The 15348-nt window shown below is 45.8% G+C and carries 11 protein-coding genes; 5 read left to right on the forward strand and 6 right to left on the reverse strand.

Features of this window, described 5'->3' with window-relative positions:
* Positions 1 to 52 precede the first annotated feature (52 nt).
* Positions 53 to 1087: a YtjB family periplasmic protein gene (locus L5L97_RS19060; RefSeq protein ID WP_263140127.1), complete on the reverse strand. Its 1035-nt coding sequence runs from the start codon at positions 1085 to 1087 to the stop codon at positions 53 to 55.
* A gap of 79 nt (positions 1088 to 1166) precedes the next feature.
* Between L5L97_RS19060 and serB the strand changes: the two genes are divergently transcribed.
* Positions 1167 to 2147 carry a phosphoserine phosphatase SerB gene (gene serB, locus L5L97_RS19065; protein WP_263161906.1) on the forward strand — a complete coding sequence of 327 codons (981 nt, stop codon included), beginning with the start codon at positions 1167 to 1169 and terminating at the stop codon, positions 2145 to 2147.
* A 115-nt stretch (positions 2148 to 2262) separates the two neighbouring features.
* The gene (locus L5L97_RS19070; protein ID WP_263183462.1) at positions 2263 to 3249 is read left to right on the forward strand and encodes an alpha/beta fold hydrolase; all 987 of its coding nucleotides are present in this window, start codon (positions 2263 to 2265) and stop codon (positions 3247 to 3249) included.
* On the opposite strand, the gene L5L97_RS19075 is transcribed toward L5L97_RS19070, so the two are convergent.
* Entirely contained in the window at positions 3246 to 5627 is a 2382-nt protein-coding gene (locus tag L5L97_RS19075; protein ID WP_263183464.1) for a PilZ domain-containing protein, read from the reverse strand. The two genes, L5L97_RS19070 and L5L97_RS19075, sit on opposite strands and share 4 nt — an antisense overlap.
* A 100-nt stretch (positions 5628 to 5727) precedes the next feature.
* On the opposite strand from L5L97_RS19075, the gene radA reads away from it, so the two are divergent.
* Positions 5728 to 7092, forward strand: a complete 1365-nt coding sequence (gene radA, locus L5L97_RS19080) for a DNA repair protein RadA (RefSeq protein WP_261272491.1) — start codon at positions 5728 to 5730, stop codon at positions 7090 to 7092.
* Positions 7093 to 7173: 81 nt separating this feature from the next.
* Here radA and L5L97_RS19085 read toward each other — a convergent pair whose 3' ends face one another.
* Positions 7174 to 7545 (reverse strand): PilZ domain-containing protein, encoded by a 372-nt coding sequence (locus tag L5L97_RS19085; protein WP_105251715.1) that lies wholly within the window; start codon positions 7543 to 7545, stop codon positions 7174 to 7176.
* A 691-nt stretch (positions 7546 to 8236) separates the two neighbouring features.
* Between L5L97_RS19085 and L5L97_RS19090 the strand changes: the two genes are divergently transcribed.
* Entirely contained in the window at positions 8237 to 9589 is a 1353-nt protein-coding gene (locus L5L97_RS19090; protein ID WP_131523249.1) for an NCS2 family permease, read from the forward strand.
* Between the two features lie 62 nt (positions 9590 to 9651).
* Here the strand turns inward: L5L97_RS19090 and L5L97_RS19095 are convergent, their stop codons facing one another.
* The 3 genes from L5L97_RS19095 to L5L97_RS19105 form a co-directional block, all read right to left on the reverse strand.
* Positions 9652 to 10083: a CBS domain-containing protein gene (locus L5L97_RS19095; protein ID WP_028761428.1), complete on the reverse strand. Its 432-nt coding sequence runs from the start codon at positions 10081 to 10083 to the stop codon at positions 9652 to 9654.
* A gap of 115 nt (positions 10084 to 10198) precedes the next feature.
* Positions 10199 to 12085, reverse strand: coding sequence for a lysophospholipid acyltransferase family protein (locus tag L5L97_RS19100; protein ID WP_263183470.1), 1887 nt, complete (start codon positions 12083 to 12085; stop codon positions 10199 to 10201).
* Positions 12075 to 13172 (reverse strand): UDP-2,3-diacylglucosamine diphosphatase, encoded by a 1098-nt coding sequence (locus L5L97_RS19105; RefSeq protein WP_263183473.1) that lies wholly within the window; start codon positions 13170 to 13172, stop codon positions 12075 to 12077. The genes L5L97_RS19100 and L5L97_RS19105 overlap by 11 nt, the downstream gene beginning before the upstream one ends.
* A gap of 920 nt (positions 13173 to 14092) precedes the next feature.
* Here L5L97_RS19105 and L5L97_RS19110 point away from each other — a divergent pair.
* Entirely contained in the window at positions 14093 to 14959 is an 867-nt protein-coding gene (locus L5L97_RS19110) for an HNH endonuclease (protein ID WP_263183475.1), read from the forward strand.
* Positions 14960 to 15348 lie beyond the last annotated feature (389 nt).

Genomic DNA, 15348 nt, shown 5'->3' on the forward strand with positions numbered 1-15348 from the left:
TAGAGCTTAGCTATTAATAGATTAGTGATTTTCCTATCTATTGAGATCGAGATTAACCTGTTGAATCTGTGTCGAGATCGCTTGGCTCATTGAGCGTTTTTGGCGTCGAGGTCTCGGCCGCAGCGGCTGTTGTTTTAGTCGCGTGTTTTACTCGGCGGACACTTTTCACTTTAGGTTTAACCTTAACAGGTGCCGCTTGTTCCGCATTGTTTGTCGCGTTTTCAACTGTTGTATTATCCTGTAATTCCAATGATTTTTCTGACGTTTTTTCGGCCTTAGTTCGCACGCTGGTCTGAGTGAGCTTATCGGTATTTGCCTCTGTCACTGCTTTTGGTGCCTTAGTGGGCTTAGTCGCTTTCTCTTGTGGGTTATCAGTGGTAGCCACCGGTTTATCTTCGGTTGGCTCTTGCGCCAAACCATCATTAACACTTTCTGATGGCTCTTCAGTTGAGGATCGTTTCTCAGGTTTTTTCGGCGCTTGACGCAACTTAACCCGAAAGCGACGGCGGTCGAAGTCGGCACGTTTGAAAGACAAAGAGCGTGAAAGCAACATACCAATCAAGCCTGCAACCAGCAGCATGATTTGTTGTTGCTCCATGTTTAAATTATGGGCTTCTTTGATTTCGTTGAAAAATAACTTGGTATCAAGCCTGACTTCGACATAACCTAGATTTTTCCCTTCTTGGATCACGGGCTCTACATAGGGAGGATATTTGCTTAGCAGCAAATTCATTTCTTCCGAGTCAGGATCAACTACATCCTTAGTGATGCTTTGAGCGAAGGATAGCCGCATGCCTTGGTCACTGAAGATGGCGGCGGACATCACCTTAGGATCTTCCACTAAAGCGCTGGCGAGCCATTGCAACTGCTCGTCATTTTGCAGTTGTAGCGCTGGTGCGGCACCATAAGCGGTTTGCTGTACCAGTAATCTGGCCATCTTTTGAGTTTGGGACTTTAGAAGCAGCTGACCTTGTAGTAGGCTTGTTTGCCACAATTGCACTAAGCCGAATATTAAGGCGAATGCGGCGGCAATTTGGATCAGTCTACTGATTTTATGGCTTTTCTTTAGCCCTTTAAGATATAACACTTTGACCCTTAAAATGTAGAGCGCTTGCCTAATCATAATTGATTCTGAGTGAGCCCGATAGTTGGAGAATTTAAGTCCGATGGAAAGCTTGAACCAAGATGCGCTTTTTTTGTGGTTAGTCTCTGGCCATTCCCCAAGGTTTGAACGCCAAGGGCAAGTGTTTGAACGTTATCAAGAGTCAGCAAACCCCGCTGGTGTTTCACGTGTGCGAATTATTTATCAAGATGCCGTGGTAGAGGCGACAATATCGGCATGGATAGCGCAATTACCTCAGTCTAACGTTATCGGTATCGCCCATATCGAACGACAAGTTGGTTTACATTGTATCGAGTTGGCACTGGTAAATTTGCCTTCTCAGGCGCAGTTAGCGGCATTCCCGCAGTCTTTAGCTGAACTGCATGTCATTCATGCTGATTTGCCTTGCTTGAATCATCCCGGCTTATTAGTGATGGACATGGATTCCACAGCGATTCAGATTGAATGTATTGATGAATTAGCGGTCATGGCAGGCGTGGGTGAGCGCGTGGCGGCGATTACTGAACGTGCTATGCAAGGTGAGCTTGATTTTGAGCAGAGTCTGCGTCAGCGTGTGGCACAGCTTAAGGGCGCCGATGCCAGTATTATCACGACCTTGTGCGACAACTTGCCTTTGATGCCAGGGCTTGAGCCCATGCTTTTAGAACTTAAATCCCATGGCTGGCGTTTAGTGGTTGCATCTGGCGGCTTTACGCCTTTTGTTGGCCATTTAAGGCAGCTTCTAAACTTAGATGCGGCCTTTGCTAATGAATTAGTGATCACTGACGGTAAACTTGCGGGGGAAGTAACAGGTAAAGTTGTGGATGCGCAGTTTAAAGCAGATGTGGTTGAGCGTTGCAGTGAGCAGTGGCAAATTCCAAAAGGCCAAAGAGTCGCGATCGGCGATGGCGCGAATGATATTCCTATGGTGATGGCAGCGGATTTTGGTATCGCTTTCCATGCCAAACCTAAGCTGGCAGCGGCGGCGGATGCCAATATTCGCCATCTCGACCTGCGGGTTCTACCTTATCTGCTACAAATCTAGGTTATTCATTTATTTAAATATAAGTCTGGATAGAGACTGAGTTAGAGCAATGACTCTTGTCTTTTATTGATGAGCTGGTAGTTTAGGGATATTGATAAACTACCAGTGACTTATTTTGACTCAGCTCGCCCAAGGCTCAATTTCGACCATTTCACAGTCTTCAATCTACCTGCCGTACCGCGATGGTCAACTGCATCTACGCCAGTTATTACCAGCTGCGCCTGATTTTTCTAAAACGCCTATCCTCATGCTCCATGGTGCTATGTCTAACGGTCGGGTGTTTTATAGCCAGAGTGGCCGTGGTCTTGGTTGTTATTTAGCGGAGGCGGGATTTGTGGTGTATGTGCTGGATACTGCAGGAAGAGGGCTCAGCTTGCCTAAAATTGATCGTGATTTTACCTTAGGGCAGGGTGAAGTGATCCGCGAGCAGTTACCTTTAGTGCAGCAGGCGATTCTCGATTTACATCAAAAAGTCTGCCAAGAGCAGACGACTCGTAAAGCCGTGGCGCCTTTGCAGGTGCATTGGTGTGCCCATTCATGGGGCGGTGTGTTGATGGCGAGTAGTTTGGCCCGATATCCTGATTTGCAGCAAAGCGTTCGTTCACTGCTTACTTTCGGTAGCAAACGGACAATTCGGGTTAAATCCTTCAAAAAGTGGTTAATGGTTGATGTTTTTTGGAATCGTTTAGCGCCAGGTTTAGCGATGGGCCAAGGTTACCTCGCCGCCGATAAGCTGCGCATTGGTATGGACAATGAAAGCCGCGCCTCATTAGTTCAAAGTATCGATTGGGTGCGGGGTGATTGGATCGATCACGATGATGGGTTTGATTATGCGAAAGCGGCAAAGCGTGCTCATTGGCCACCGGCTTGGTTTATCTCAGGGCAAAACGATACTGTGTTGGGGCATCCAGAAGATGTGGCGGATATGGTCGTAGAGTGTGGTTTTAAACGGGTTAAATCGACGCTTCTCTCTAAGGATAATGGCTTTAAGCATGACTATGGCCATGCAGATATGCTGACGCATTTAGATGCCACCAGCGATCATTTTCCTAAGATAAAGGATTGGTATTTAAGTTTTGATCTGGCGGTATTGAACAATTAAGACTGCTTTTTATGCAGTACTGGGTATCTTAATTCGACTTCTTGGGTAATATCTAACAGTTCGCCGACACCAATCACACGCCATAACTGTTCTTCTAACTGCTTAGCTTTATGGTTTGCATGAATATTAATGTATTCCAATTCACGGCGTAGGTAGTTCATGTCAGGCTTCTCTGTCGCGCCGCGATAAATGCGTAGGGCGAGGAACCTGCCTAGTGCTTTGCTCTGATTGATAAAGGTTATCTGTGCTTCGACATCACCGATTTCAGTTGCAAGAGTGCACTTTAAAAAGATTTTTCCGCGAGATTGACGAATTAACTGAATAAACACTTCAATAAAATCCATGTCCTGTTGGGGTTTCATTTGACGGATAGGTTCGAGAATATCTCGCTTAAAAAAACCGTCTTTTAGCAGTGGCGCTAAATTATATTGCAGAGTATCTGAGGTGCCCGCGGCAAAAATATCGCTGATCTCATCCTGTTGTGTACCAACGCCTAAACAAGCGACTTGGGCAGATTTTGTCGTTTTTTCAACAAAATAGGGCACAGAATGTAAATCATGCATCAAAATATTTTTTAAACCATCGGCAAGTTCTTTGATTTCACTATTGTTTTCGGTGAGTTGCTCTAATTTTTCTTTGTTATGGGCAATAAGTTTATTTAAAAATTCCACTCCAACATGGGGTGTATGACCCATAACGGCGGTTAAATGCAAGGTTACACCATTCTTGCGGGTACGCACTAAGCGGTAGGGGAGGTTATCTAGCTGTGTTTTGCCTGCAATGGTTTGGAGCTTTGGGAAGCTTAACAGTAGTGGTTTATTTGATGAAAAATCTGCAGGATTATCCAAGGTTAATTGCATGCCTCGGCTTGAAATATCTAAAGTAATGCCCGTGGCTTTGTGCTTGTCTTGAGTCACATTGACTAAGGTTTTAAAGGCGAAACGCGCTTCTTGGCGTCGCTCGCTAAACTGCATGGAAACTAACTTAATTTGATTGGTGGTCAGTCTTTGTTGACCAAAGGTTTTTAGGGCGTTGGCATTGCTATCGTCTTGCCAAGCTTTGTAATGGCCTCTGGTATCTTCGTTGCTGATTTCGATGAGCTGAAGCAAATGACTAAATTGTGATAATTGTTGTTCGACCAATGGGCTAAATTTTGCTTCATCTCCTGGGAGGGTCGCACGTCGATAACCCTTATCATGATAAATTTTATCTTGGGTGACTTTGAAGATCCGCCAGCTGGGCTTGGTCGATGCAAAGCCTAAAAATAAAGGCATCATGCCCTTAGCTTTAAGCTCTGCTAAGGTGGCAGAGTAAAAATATAAGCAACCTTGGGCATTATAGGTAAAGCTAAAAAATAGCCCATGGTCGGGATTTTCAGGATGATTAAGTAGCTCAGATAAACGGCTTGGTGTCAGCATAGCTGGTAACTGGCTCACATCATTTTCATCTTGAAAATAATGCACTATCTGCTGGTTATCTCGGCTGAGTAGCATGTGGCTCAAACCTTGAGTTTGAGTATTGAAATATAAAGGTAAGTGCGGAAGATGGGGTAAATAATGACGCTCAAATCCAAGCCCTGTTGCTGTGACTATCACATCATTCACATCTACTTTGTAACGCAGTTTGTAGCCGCGGATTAAATTGCCAAGCATTTCACTTAAGGCTTCACTGCCCCCAATACGCTTGAGTCTTAACCAAATGTATTCGCCATTGGTTTGGCTATCGACAACCTCATAGTCAACACCGAGCTGGAGATCGGGATAGTAAAACTCTTCACTGAGTTCCAGTAGTTTTATTTTAAGGGGATGGTCGAGATCGAAGGGATGGTTAGCTGCAAGGCGAATACGGGCACCACCTACGGATAAATCTGCAGTTATCCCTTGTACTTCACCACGGCCGGTTTGCGATGCTGCGATGCGAATACTGTAATTCATCCGCTCTTCTGTGCGGTTGAAATAACTGCCTAATACCACGCCGGGCACCATAAAAGGCTCTGATTCTGCGGCCTCTACCTGCGTGACACTTTGGCGCAACTTTAACCGACGTTGTTGGTGAGCATTGAGCACATACTCGTATACTCCCAAGGTATATTGATTGCGAAACAGTGACATGGCCTCATGCATACTGTTTTTGGCGGGTTCATCTAAAAAATGTCGCTGTTGACCTAACATCACTTCAACACAAGGAAGCTCAGATTTATCCCTGAGATCGATAATTCGCGTGCATGGTGAAGCCAAACGACTGAGTTCCATTTTCACTAGAAAACGGGTCGAATTGGTTTCATCTATCGTCAGCTGCTGGAAAATCTCTTGGAAGTTAGGTTCCATGAGCAATGGCTTGAGCTGTTCGATGAGTGCACTATGGTTATCTAGACTCATGTAGGGTTCTTTTTAATGCTTATTTTGTATTGGGCTGTTAGTCTTATGTCGGCAGTATTCGCAGTTACTTAAATTGATTTTATACAGATTTTAATGAGTTATGGCAAAGAATAAAACGGCGTACGTATGTAATGAGTGTGGACAAGACTTTCCCCGTTGGCAAGGGCAGTGTAGCGCTTGTCAGGAATGGAATACGATCACTGAGGTGAGGCTCGGTACAGCTTCGCCTGGGCGCAGCACTAAGTTTGTCGGTTATGCCGGAGCAAGCAGCAATGAAGTGAAGACATTAGATCAAATCGATCTCAATGCCTTACCGCGGATCTTGAGTCATTTTGGCGAATTAGACCGAGTACTCGGTGGTGGGATTGTACCAGGTTCTGCCATTTTGATAGGCGGACATCCAGGCGCAGGTAAGAGTACGCTTTTATTGCAAACTCTGTGTCATCTGGCCGAGCAAATGCCTGCACTGTATGTCACGGGTGAAGAATCGTTGCAGCAGGTAGCGATGCGCGCCCATCGCCTTGGTTTACCAACCAATAAATTGCGGATGTTGTCTGAAACCAGCGTCGAGCAAATTTGCGAAGTTGCCCTTAAAGAATTGCCTAAAGTCATCGTTGTTGACTCGATTCAAGTGATGCACATGAGTGATGTGGCATCGAGCCCTGGCAGTGTGTCGCAGGTGCGTGAATCCGCTTCTTACTTAACCCGTTTTGCGAAAGAAAATGGCATTGCCGTGATCATGGTCGGCCATGTGACCAAAGATGGCAGTTTGGCTGGGCCCAAGGTATTGGAACATTGTATCGACTGCTCTGTGATGTTCGAAGGGGATAGCGATAGTCGTTACCGCACCTTGCGCTCCCATAAAAATCGTTTTGGCGCGATCAATGAATTAGGCGTATTTGCCATGACCGAGCGCGGCTTAAAGGAAGTCGCCAATCCTTCGGCAATCTTCCTTTCTCGTGGTGAAGAAGAATCATCTGGCTCGCTTGTTATGGTGGTTTGGGAAGGAACGCGGCCCTTGTTGGTGGAGCTGCAAGTGCTGGTGGATAACTCGGCCATGTCTAACCCGCGCCGCGTGGCTGTGGGTATGGATGCAAACCGTTTGGCGATGTTGCTTGCCGTAATGCACCGCCATGGTGGTTTGCAGATGTCGGATCAGGATGTGTTTGTTAACGTGGTGGGCGGCGTGAAAGTAACGGAAACCAGTGCCGACTTAACCTTGCTGCTTGCAATGGTATCGAGTTTTCGCGGTGATATTTTGCCTAGCGATTTAGTTGCCTTTGGTGAGGTCGGGCTGTCCGGCGAAATTCGGCCTGTGCCTAATGGGCAAGAGCGATTAATCGAAGCCGCTAAGCATGGTTTTAAACGAGCAATAGTGCCCAAGGCCAATGTGCCGAAAAAGCCTCCAGCTGGTATGGAAGTGGTGGGTGTTTCTAAGTTATCCGAAGCGCTAGAAGCGATTTAGCATCAAATGCTCGCGAGTGAGATTAACACCAGTAAGTAAAACAGCGCCATTAGGCGCTGTTTGTATTTGTGAGCTGGTGTTTTAAGCTGTGATATTGTGTTTTTCGATAAACAACATAAGTTCACGATTCAGCAAAGAAGCATCACCTAGGTTCAGTTCCACCATACGTTTTAGGTGGCTGATACTATCAACATCGATAAAGTTACACTTCAAACCTAATTGGGCATTTTTTTGATGGACCAACTCAGTTTCCATACGGATCTCAATGTCAGATTCTGGTAAGGCAAAACTGAGGGTAATAGCATCACCCGAATTAATAAAATTTTGCGGTTCTTCAACCAAAGCGCCATTTAGACTCAAATCGAGAATGGTCGTCTCCCACTGCGCACCACCTTGTTGTAGATGTGCGCTCGTGGCAAATAGAATCCGCGAAAACTTACGCCTTTCGTCCATACCCAATCCTTTTTCTTTCATAGTCAGCTAAGTGTAGTCCCATCAGTGCCTCTAAGCATAAGTCATATTGATGTGACTGTAAAAGCAGAGTAATTTTTTGTTCAATAAAGCTACCAAGATCGCATATTCACGCAGGCGGTGTGAATGACGAGGTGTTCGTTACATAAAGCGTAAGTGTGGCTCCTTGTACAACAACCCCTGAAACGTTAATACGCCAAGTATCAATGCACAGTATCAAGGTTTGGTTGACTTGCCATATTCTAATATTGGGAGATGAAGGAGAGGGAAGTTAGCGAACGTTTACGCAGCACTGGCAGACTCTTATCGTGATTAATGTGATATTAAGTAGCAGTTATTACATAGGTTTAGGCGTTTTTTTAAACAACAGATTTCAGTTTTTGCCGCTAATTTTTTATCGAAGTGTAGGCGATGTCTTAGCTATCTTTGGGAGATTCCAGTATCATCCGCGGCCAACAACGGCTGCGTCTACATGGTTAATGGCTTTTTAATCATCGCGAGGCATCACTGCTTGCAGATCATGGATTTTTCCCACAGTAGGAAAATGATGTGGATCTCTCACCCAAGTCTGATGGATTTGGGGCTCTAATCTGCCGCAGCCAGCGTCGCCAATTGCGTTTTAGGGTAATTGGTACCGACCCCATTTTAAGAGATCACAAGGTATAACAACATTATGTCTGAGCAATTGAGTTCAACAGCCGTACCCTCTGGTTCGTTTCTGGACCGTTATTTTTCTATTCAACAACGTGGCAGCACAGTTCGCCAAGAAGTGATTGCGGGATTTACAACCTTCCTCGCTATGGTCTACTCAGTAATTGTGGTGCCAAACATGTTAGGCCAAGCGGGGTTTGATCCCGGCGCCGTGTTTATAGCTACCTGTTTAATTGCTTCATTTGGTTCTTTGCTCATGGGTTTATGGGCTAACTTACCTATGGCGATTGGCTGCGCGATTTCGCTCACGGCCTTTACTGCGTTTAGCTTAGTGCTCGGTCAGGGAATGTCGATTCCAGTCACCTTAGGTGCTATTTTCCTGATGGGCGTGACGTTCACACTTGTGAGTGTGACAGGTATTCGCCAGTGGGTACTGGCGAATTTACCAAAGGGCATAGCCCACGGTACAGGCATAGGTATCGGCTTGTTTTTACTTTTGATTGCGACTAACAGTGTGCAGTTGATTGTGGCCAATAGCGCAGGCTTACCTGTGAAGTTAGGCGACATTAACAGCTTACCTGTTATCGCTACCGTTATAGGTTTAGCGGCGACAATTGGTTTAGAGCGCCGCGGTGTACCTGGCGGTATTTTGTTGGTGATTATCGCGCTATCGGTATTTGGTTTAGTGTTCGATCCGAGCGTTAAATACCAAGGTTTGTTCGCCTTGCCTGATTTTACCTCAGAGCATTCACTGATTGGTCAGCTCGATATTATGGGTGCCTTTAATCCTGTGGTCTTGCCTATCGTATTAGCGTTAGTGATGACGGCGATTTTTGATGCGACTGGCACTATCCGTGCTGTGGCTGGCCAAGCTAATTTACTCGATAAAGACGACAATATTGTCGGCGGTGGTAAAGCCTTAACCTCAGACTCAGTCAGCAGTATGGTGGCAGGTTTAGTCGGCGGTGCACCAGCGGCTGTGTATATCGAGTCGGCGGCTGGTACTGCAGCGGGCGGAAAGACAGGTTTAACGGCTACCATAGTTGGCGTACTGTTTTTATTGATGATGTTTTTAGCACCATTAAGCTATTTAGTGCCTGCCTATGCGACAGCGCCTGCTTTGATGTATGTGGGTTTGTTGATGCTGAGTAATGTGGCGAAACTCGATTTTGACGATAAAGTTGATGCCATGTCGGGCTTAACCTGCGCTGTGTTTATCATCTTAAGCTGTAATATCGTTACCGGTATTATGCTGGGTTTTGTGACACTGGTGGTAGGCCGTATTTGCAGTGGCGAATGGCGCAAACTGAAGTTAGGCGTGCTTGCCATCACCTTAGGTTTAGTGGTGTTTTATATGGGTGGCTGGGCGATTTAAGTTAGGCAAACTGAGTGATTTGAACTTAGTTATTGAGAACAGAAGCGAGTGCAGTCTTAGGATTAGCACTCGCTTTGATTTTGTGTCCTGTATTCACAATAGGCACGTAATAAGTCTTTCCAAGTAACAATCCCAACCAATTTACCGTCCTCTAACACGGGTAAGCAGCCGATATCGTTATCTAATAACATGCGGGTGGCCGTGTCTAAATTGATGTGAGGTGCGACGGTAACCGGATTACGCGTCATCACTTGATGGACACGTTTTTGTAGGGTTTCTAAGTCTCTTGCGGTTTCCGCGCTACTGCCCAAGTTCGGGCTAATCGCGCGCAATAGATCCCGCTCCGATAACACGCCTTCAAGTTGGTACTCATCGACGACCAATAAGTGATGAAAGCTCGCTTGGTCGAAGATTTCCTTCGCCACAGTTAATCGATCGTCCATTTCAACCGTGACGACTCGGGTACTCATAATATCGGCGATAATGATCGGCATGATGATCCCCTGTTAAGCTTGCGCATCCTAGGATGCGCTCTGTTAATGCGCTGCATTACAGTTACTTATAACAGAGTGGTGCAAGTTTAGCCAACACCCATTACAAAGTTTTAACTCAAAGATCTTGGACCTCTAGCTCATCATCCGCTGTGATTGGCATCCGCTCCGATTCGGGCAAGTGTGCGCCTATGTAGCGTTGATACTTTTTACCTTTCAGTTTGTGGGTGTCCACCAGCACTAAGCCATCGATACAATCGCCAAAGTCGGCGTCGATACCAAAGGCGAGAAACTTAACCCCATCCGCTTTACACAGTTCACCATATTGTTTGTAGAGCGTAGGTACTGCCGCCCCCATACTCGCGAGCACTTGTTTGAGTTGCTTAAAGTTACTCTGATAATCCTCGGAGAAATACAAGTCATCTAACTTAGCTTTTTGGGATTTAGATAAGCCAAAGGGTGACATGGAAACTGCCATCTGCTGCGCAGGTGCAAATTCCCGCGCATAGAAGTGCACTAGCATTTCCCTAGCACTTCCAGGCAGTTGATTACTGATGGACACTGGGCCAAATAGATAACGATATTTAGGATGCTTGGCAAGATAAGCTCCAATGCCAAACCACAGATAATCTAAACTGCGTTTACCCCAATATTTAGGCTGCACAAAACTGCGACCGAGTTCTAACCCTTGCTTCACAAAGGGCATAAAGCTGTCGGCGTATTGGAATAGGGATTGGCTGTAGAGTGCGTGGTCGCCATATTTTGCTAAGACTTGCTCACCACTGGCAAAACGATAGGCGCCGATAATTTCAAACTGCTCTTTATCCCACAGCACTAAGTGCTGGTAGTAGGAGTCGTATTTATCGATATCGCGGCGCTTGCCCGAACCTTCGCCTACGGCGCGAAAGGCGATTTCCCTCAGGCGGCCGATTTCCCGCATGATGGGATTACTGTCGTGGTGTTGGTACAGATAAATCAACTTGTTATCTTGCGTTTCCCCTAGAAGTTCACATTGTTGCAGTGCCGCTTGCAGTTCACGGCGCGATTCGGGGTGGGCGATAGCGCTCTGGGTGATAAACAGTGGATCTTTATCTTTGCCGATACGATACAAGTGATTTTTAAGCAGTTTTATCTTGGTCTTGAGTGGAAAGTCCATTGAGCGTACGGCTTCATTGGGAATGAGCTCGCCAATGCGGATCGGCATATTACGTTTAGCCTGCTTGAACATTTCCTTCACTAGCAGCAGTGTCGCGAGTGGCTTGTAAATCATAGATGCGCCGTAGAAAGTGGCAGAGTTTTTAGCATCTAAAAATATTGGCAGTAGTGGCGCATTGCAGGAAATCGCCATTTTTAAAAAGCCTGAGTGCCATTGGGTATCACGCACGCCGTTAGGACGCAGACGCGAGACTTCGCCCGACGGAAAAATCAGCACTGCGCCTTCGTTACGCAGGTGCTGGTGGATTTTTTCTAAATGCTGTTTCGGTGTGCCGCCGGTCATATTGCGCACCGGCAGTAGGATTGAGTGCAGCGGTTCCAGCGCCATCAAGAGCTCATTCGCGACGACTTTAATATCAGGGCGAACTTCACTGATGAGTTTGATGAGCGCTAATGCATCGAGTGAACCTATTGGGTGGTTCGCGAATATGACCACTCGGCCTTCACAGGGAATGTTTTCTATCTCGTTGGCGGGCACGGTAAAACTAAAGTCAAAACTCGCCAGCATTTGTTCGACAAAGTCTACGCCCTGTAAATAGGTATATTGATTGGCGATATCGTTGCACTGTTTTTCATTGAGTAGGTAACGCAGCATGGCCTTGGCAGGTTTAGCGAGCCAAGGTTTGTCATTGATCGCTGGCAGATTTTGTTCAACCACATTATCAACAGTAAAAATCATGTTATTCGCCTTGAACGGCACAGTATGCTTGTTATGGCTAAGGCTGCTGTTTAGCATTTTTTCATTGTATTCCATAGTGTTATGTAATTTATTCATAGTGTTAGGCAACATCCCTTGGGCGAGTTTCGCCGGTGTTTATGTCTGGCATTTGCTGCGCTGCCGTTTTTTGTTGCTTGTCTTTGTGCGTCTCAGGCGGCTGTTGTACCAGCGCTATACTGTTGAGAATATCGAGCTTGAGCGTTTGCTCGTTCCAGCGGCAAAGTTGTAATTCGCCGCTTAAGGTTTCGGTGATTAAACTGCAGTTTTCGACCCAGTCACCGTCGTTGGCGTAGATGATCTGCCTCTTTTCAAGGGGACTGAGTGGTGAGTAATATTGGGCTGCTCTGGGGTGAGTCGAGAGTTCGGGCTGATGGATATGACCGCAGATCACACCGTCAACATCAAAGTGCTGGGCATAGTTGAGTACCGCTTGACGGTAATGTCCAATAGCCGCTTGAGCCTTGCCCACTTTGGACTTGATATAACTTGCCAGTGACCAATAGGGATAACCTAAGCGTTCCCGCAAGCTATGGAGATTGCGATTGAGGAACAACAATAGGTCATATAAATGGTCACCCAATATGGCGTAGAAACGGCCGACACACACATCGGCATCAAACTGATCCCCGTGGAGCATCAAGAGTTTATGGCCGCCGATTCCGTGGTGAATATGTTGGCGGGCAATTTTGATATTCCACAGGCTTAGCTCGGCGTAGGGTTTAATCAATTCGTCGTGGTTGCCCGGCAGATAAATCACTTGGGTGCCGTTTTGTGCCAGTTCAATGAATTTTTGCAGCACCTTATTGTGGCTATCGGGCCAGTGCAGCTTACGTTTCAACGCCCATAAATCGACTATGTCACCGACCAGATACAAGTGCTGACAACGCACGGTTTCAAGCAAGCTGAGCAGGTAGTCAGCCTTGCAATCCTTACAGCCTAAATGGATATCTGACAACCAGAGGGCGTTAATTGTGATGCTTGCTGTATGGGCTGAAGTTAATGCGGATGGGGTAATAGCGGCACAATTGAATTGATTTGAGGATGTTGGTGCTAATGTTGGCGTTTGTGTTGAGCGATTAAAGATGGGAGGGGAAAGGCTGGGGTCATTTATCTCTTCCCGCGTAGACCTCTCAAGTTTCCTGAAATTAAATCCTGTCATCTCGTATTCACCCCATTAGGCTGTTAACGAATATGAGCTTAGTGGGGGGCTTTGACCGAATGATGAAGTTTAGATGACATGCAGATGACAAAAGGTTGATTAGCCTAGACTGAACCTGTCAAGATTCACATCAGGATGCAATTAGAACCGACAGGTTGATTTAACTTACTTCTGCCCCAAAGCAAGATAACTTTGTTGTCAGTTTGCAGCATGAATTGTCATTGTTTCCCCTGTGACTCGCCGCCCTTGCATTTAACAAGAAGCGTCCCTGAGGGCTCGACGACGGCATCCATGCCGCCAACGGTCACTGTTGCAACAATGCCAATCTTAATTAACACTTCTGCTGTTCGTTTAGCTAAAAAGCTATTGCCCCATTCCGTGTTTCGTAGTTTGAATGCTTTAATCAAAATCAAAGTCGTGGGGCTTCACCCCACACCCGACCAAGGAGGACTGCTCGTCCTATCCTCCTTGGATGCTCCAAGACGCCCCCAACGGAGTTGAAAGCCCCTTGTGCTCATTGACAAATTTGCTATCGCTTCCGAAGGATGCGTCCCTGCACCTGCGAAAGCTAGTCGGTCATCCATGACCGAACTCACGCAATTTGTCTATTCGCCCTGCGGCCACTCCGAGGGGAGATGTATTCCTTGGAGTTTTGAGTCGTTAGATCGCGATTCATCAGCAAAAAATAAGCGCGAAAAATGAGAAAGCTAAAACGATATCAAGTGATTAGCCATCAAACTGTATAAAAAACCGCTACCGCAAAAAAGCAAATTCCTATAGCATCATTTTTACCAAGTGACATGGATGTGGCTGTGGCCATATTTAAGATTTAGTCAACAAGCGATTTATGCCCTGCAAACAGCGCAGCGCATAAATACTAAGACGTTATAAAAACTAGTAAATTCCGGAGTTTGGAAACAATGTCAGAAAGAAAACCTATTCCTAAAAGCGTGAAAAAGGTACTTCGTTCTGAAGTCGGATTTGGCTGTCCTGTCAAAGGGTGTGGTAACCCTTACCTCGAGTACCACCATTTTGATCCTCCGGTTAGTGTCAAACCTCATAACGAACCAGAAGGTATGATTGCACTATGTGCTCAACACCATAAAAAAGCAGATGGTGGCGCATATACCATAGAACAGCTACATACTCTTAAGAAAGACAAAGCAAATGCAAAGTTAGTTCGAGGTAATCTAGATTGGTTGCGTAAAGACTTGTTGGCCGTAGTAGGAGGTAATTTCTACTATGAGACACCGAGAATAATAACAATTGATAATATCGATTTAGTTTCTTTGGTCCGTGATGAAGATGGGTATCTTCGATTAAACGTCAATATGCTAAGTTTAGAGCCAGATGAACGTATAATTATTGAGGAAAACTCGTGGGAAAACATTGGGTCTCCTCTCGATTTACGGAGTCCACCTCAAGGTAAAGAGCTTGAGATTAGTTATCATAATGGCGACTATCTATATTTACGATTTATAGAGCTTCAATCATTTGAGCAAGCGCAACAGCGATATGAGACTGATGTATTCAAGGATATAACTTTTCCGATCACAGCTGTTGAAGTCAATATGACTATTGTCGGCACTCGCATAGAGCTCACACCAATAAGTTCTCAATTAGGTGGAATTAAGATGACAGGCTGCTTGTCGTCACACTGTGGTGGAGGTGTAGTAATTCAAAATAGTGGAATACAGTGGAAACAAAATCCTGTATGGAAACGCAAAACACTAGTAGAAGAGACAGAGCATCCGAATGTTGTAAAAGTAAACTTTGGTAGACGATAAATGTTTTTATAACAAACGCTTCAATAGGGACTGCCAACGCGCGGCATTTTTATTATGCGTTGGTTTGGGTGATTACAGTATTATGCGGAAAGTCAGTGATAGCGTTGGCGGCCCCTTAAGCGGGCGTTATCTCCATAGAAATTTTAATCCGAAATTCACGAATTAGAGTTAGGAATCTAACACGCTTTTGTCCGTGCGACCTGAGGTCGTATGAAGCGCTGTTCACAGCGATAAGAGTGAACCATCTGTATCACCAGATGACCCTAAGACTCTGAATAAAGCAGCGAGTCTGACAATGTAACGATATTTGGCTTTATGCCGAATGGGAACAGAATCGTGAGAGGACGTTCTTCCTGATAACCACAATCGGGTAAGTGCTAGGGTGTCAG

Source organism: Shewanella sp. SM71, assembly GCF_025653905.1.
Taxonomy (GTDB): Bacteria; Pseudomonadota; Gammaproteobacteria; order Enterobacterales; family Shewanellaceae; genus Shewanella; species Shewanella oncorhynchi.

Excerpts from the sequence above, each read along its gene's own strand:
- L5L97_RS19110 (WP_263183475.1), top strand. The coding sequence starts at position 14,093 with ATGTCAGAAAGAAAACCTATTCCTAAAAGCGTGAAAAAGGTACTTCGT.
- L5L97_RS19100 (WP_263183470.1), bottom strand. The coding sequence starts at position 12,085 with ATGTTGCCTAACACTATGAATAAATTACATAACACTATGGAATACAAT.
- L5L97_RS19090 (WP_131523249.1), top strand. The coding sequence starts at position 8,237 with ATGTCTGAGCAATTGAGTTCAACAGCCGTACCCTCTGGTTCGTTTCTG.
- L5L97_RS19095 (WP_028761428.1), bottom strand. The coding sequence starts at position 10,083 with ATGCCGATCATTATCGCCGATATTATGAGTACCCGAGTCGTCACGGTT.
- radA (WP_261272491.1), top strand. The coding sequence starts at position 5,728 with ATGGCAAAGAATAAAACGGCGTACGTATGTAATGAGTGTGGACAAGAC.
- L5L97_RS19105 (WP_263183473.1), bottom strand. The coding sequence starts at position 13,172 with ATGACAGGATTTAATTTCAGGAAACTTGAGAGGTCTACGCGGGAAGAG.
- L5L97_RS19085 (WP_105251715.1), bottom strand. The coding sequence starts at position 7,545 with ATGGACGAAAGGCGTAAGTTTTCGCGGATTCTATTTGCCACGAGCGCA.
- serB (WP_263161906.1), top strand. The coding sequence starts at position 1,167 with ATGGAAAGCTTGAACCAAGATGCGCTTTTTTTGTGGTTAGTCTCTGGC.
- L5L97_RS19075 (WP_263183464.1), bottom strand. The coding sequence starts at position 5,627 with ATGAGTCTAGATAACCATAGTGCACTCATCGAACAGCTCAAGCCATTG.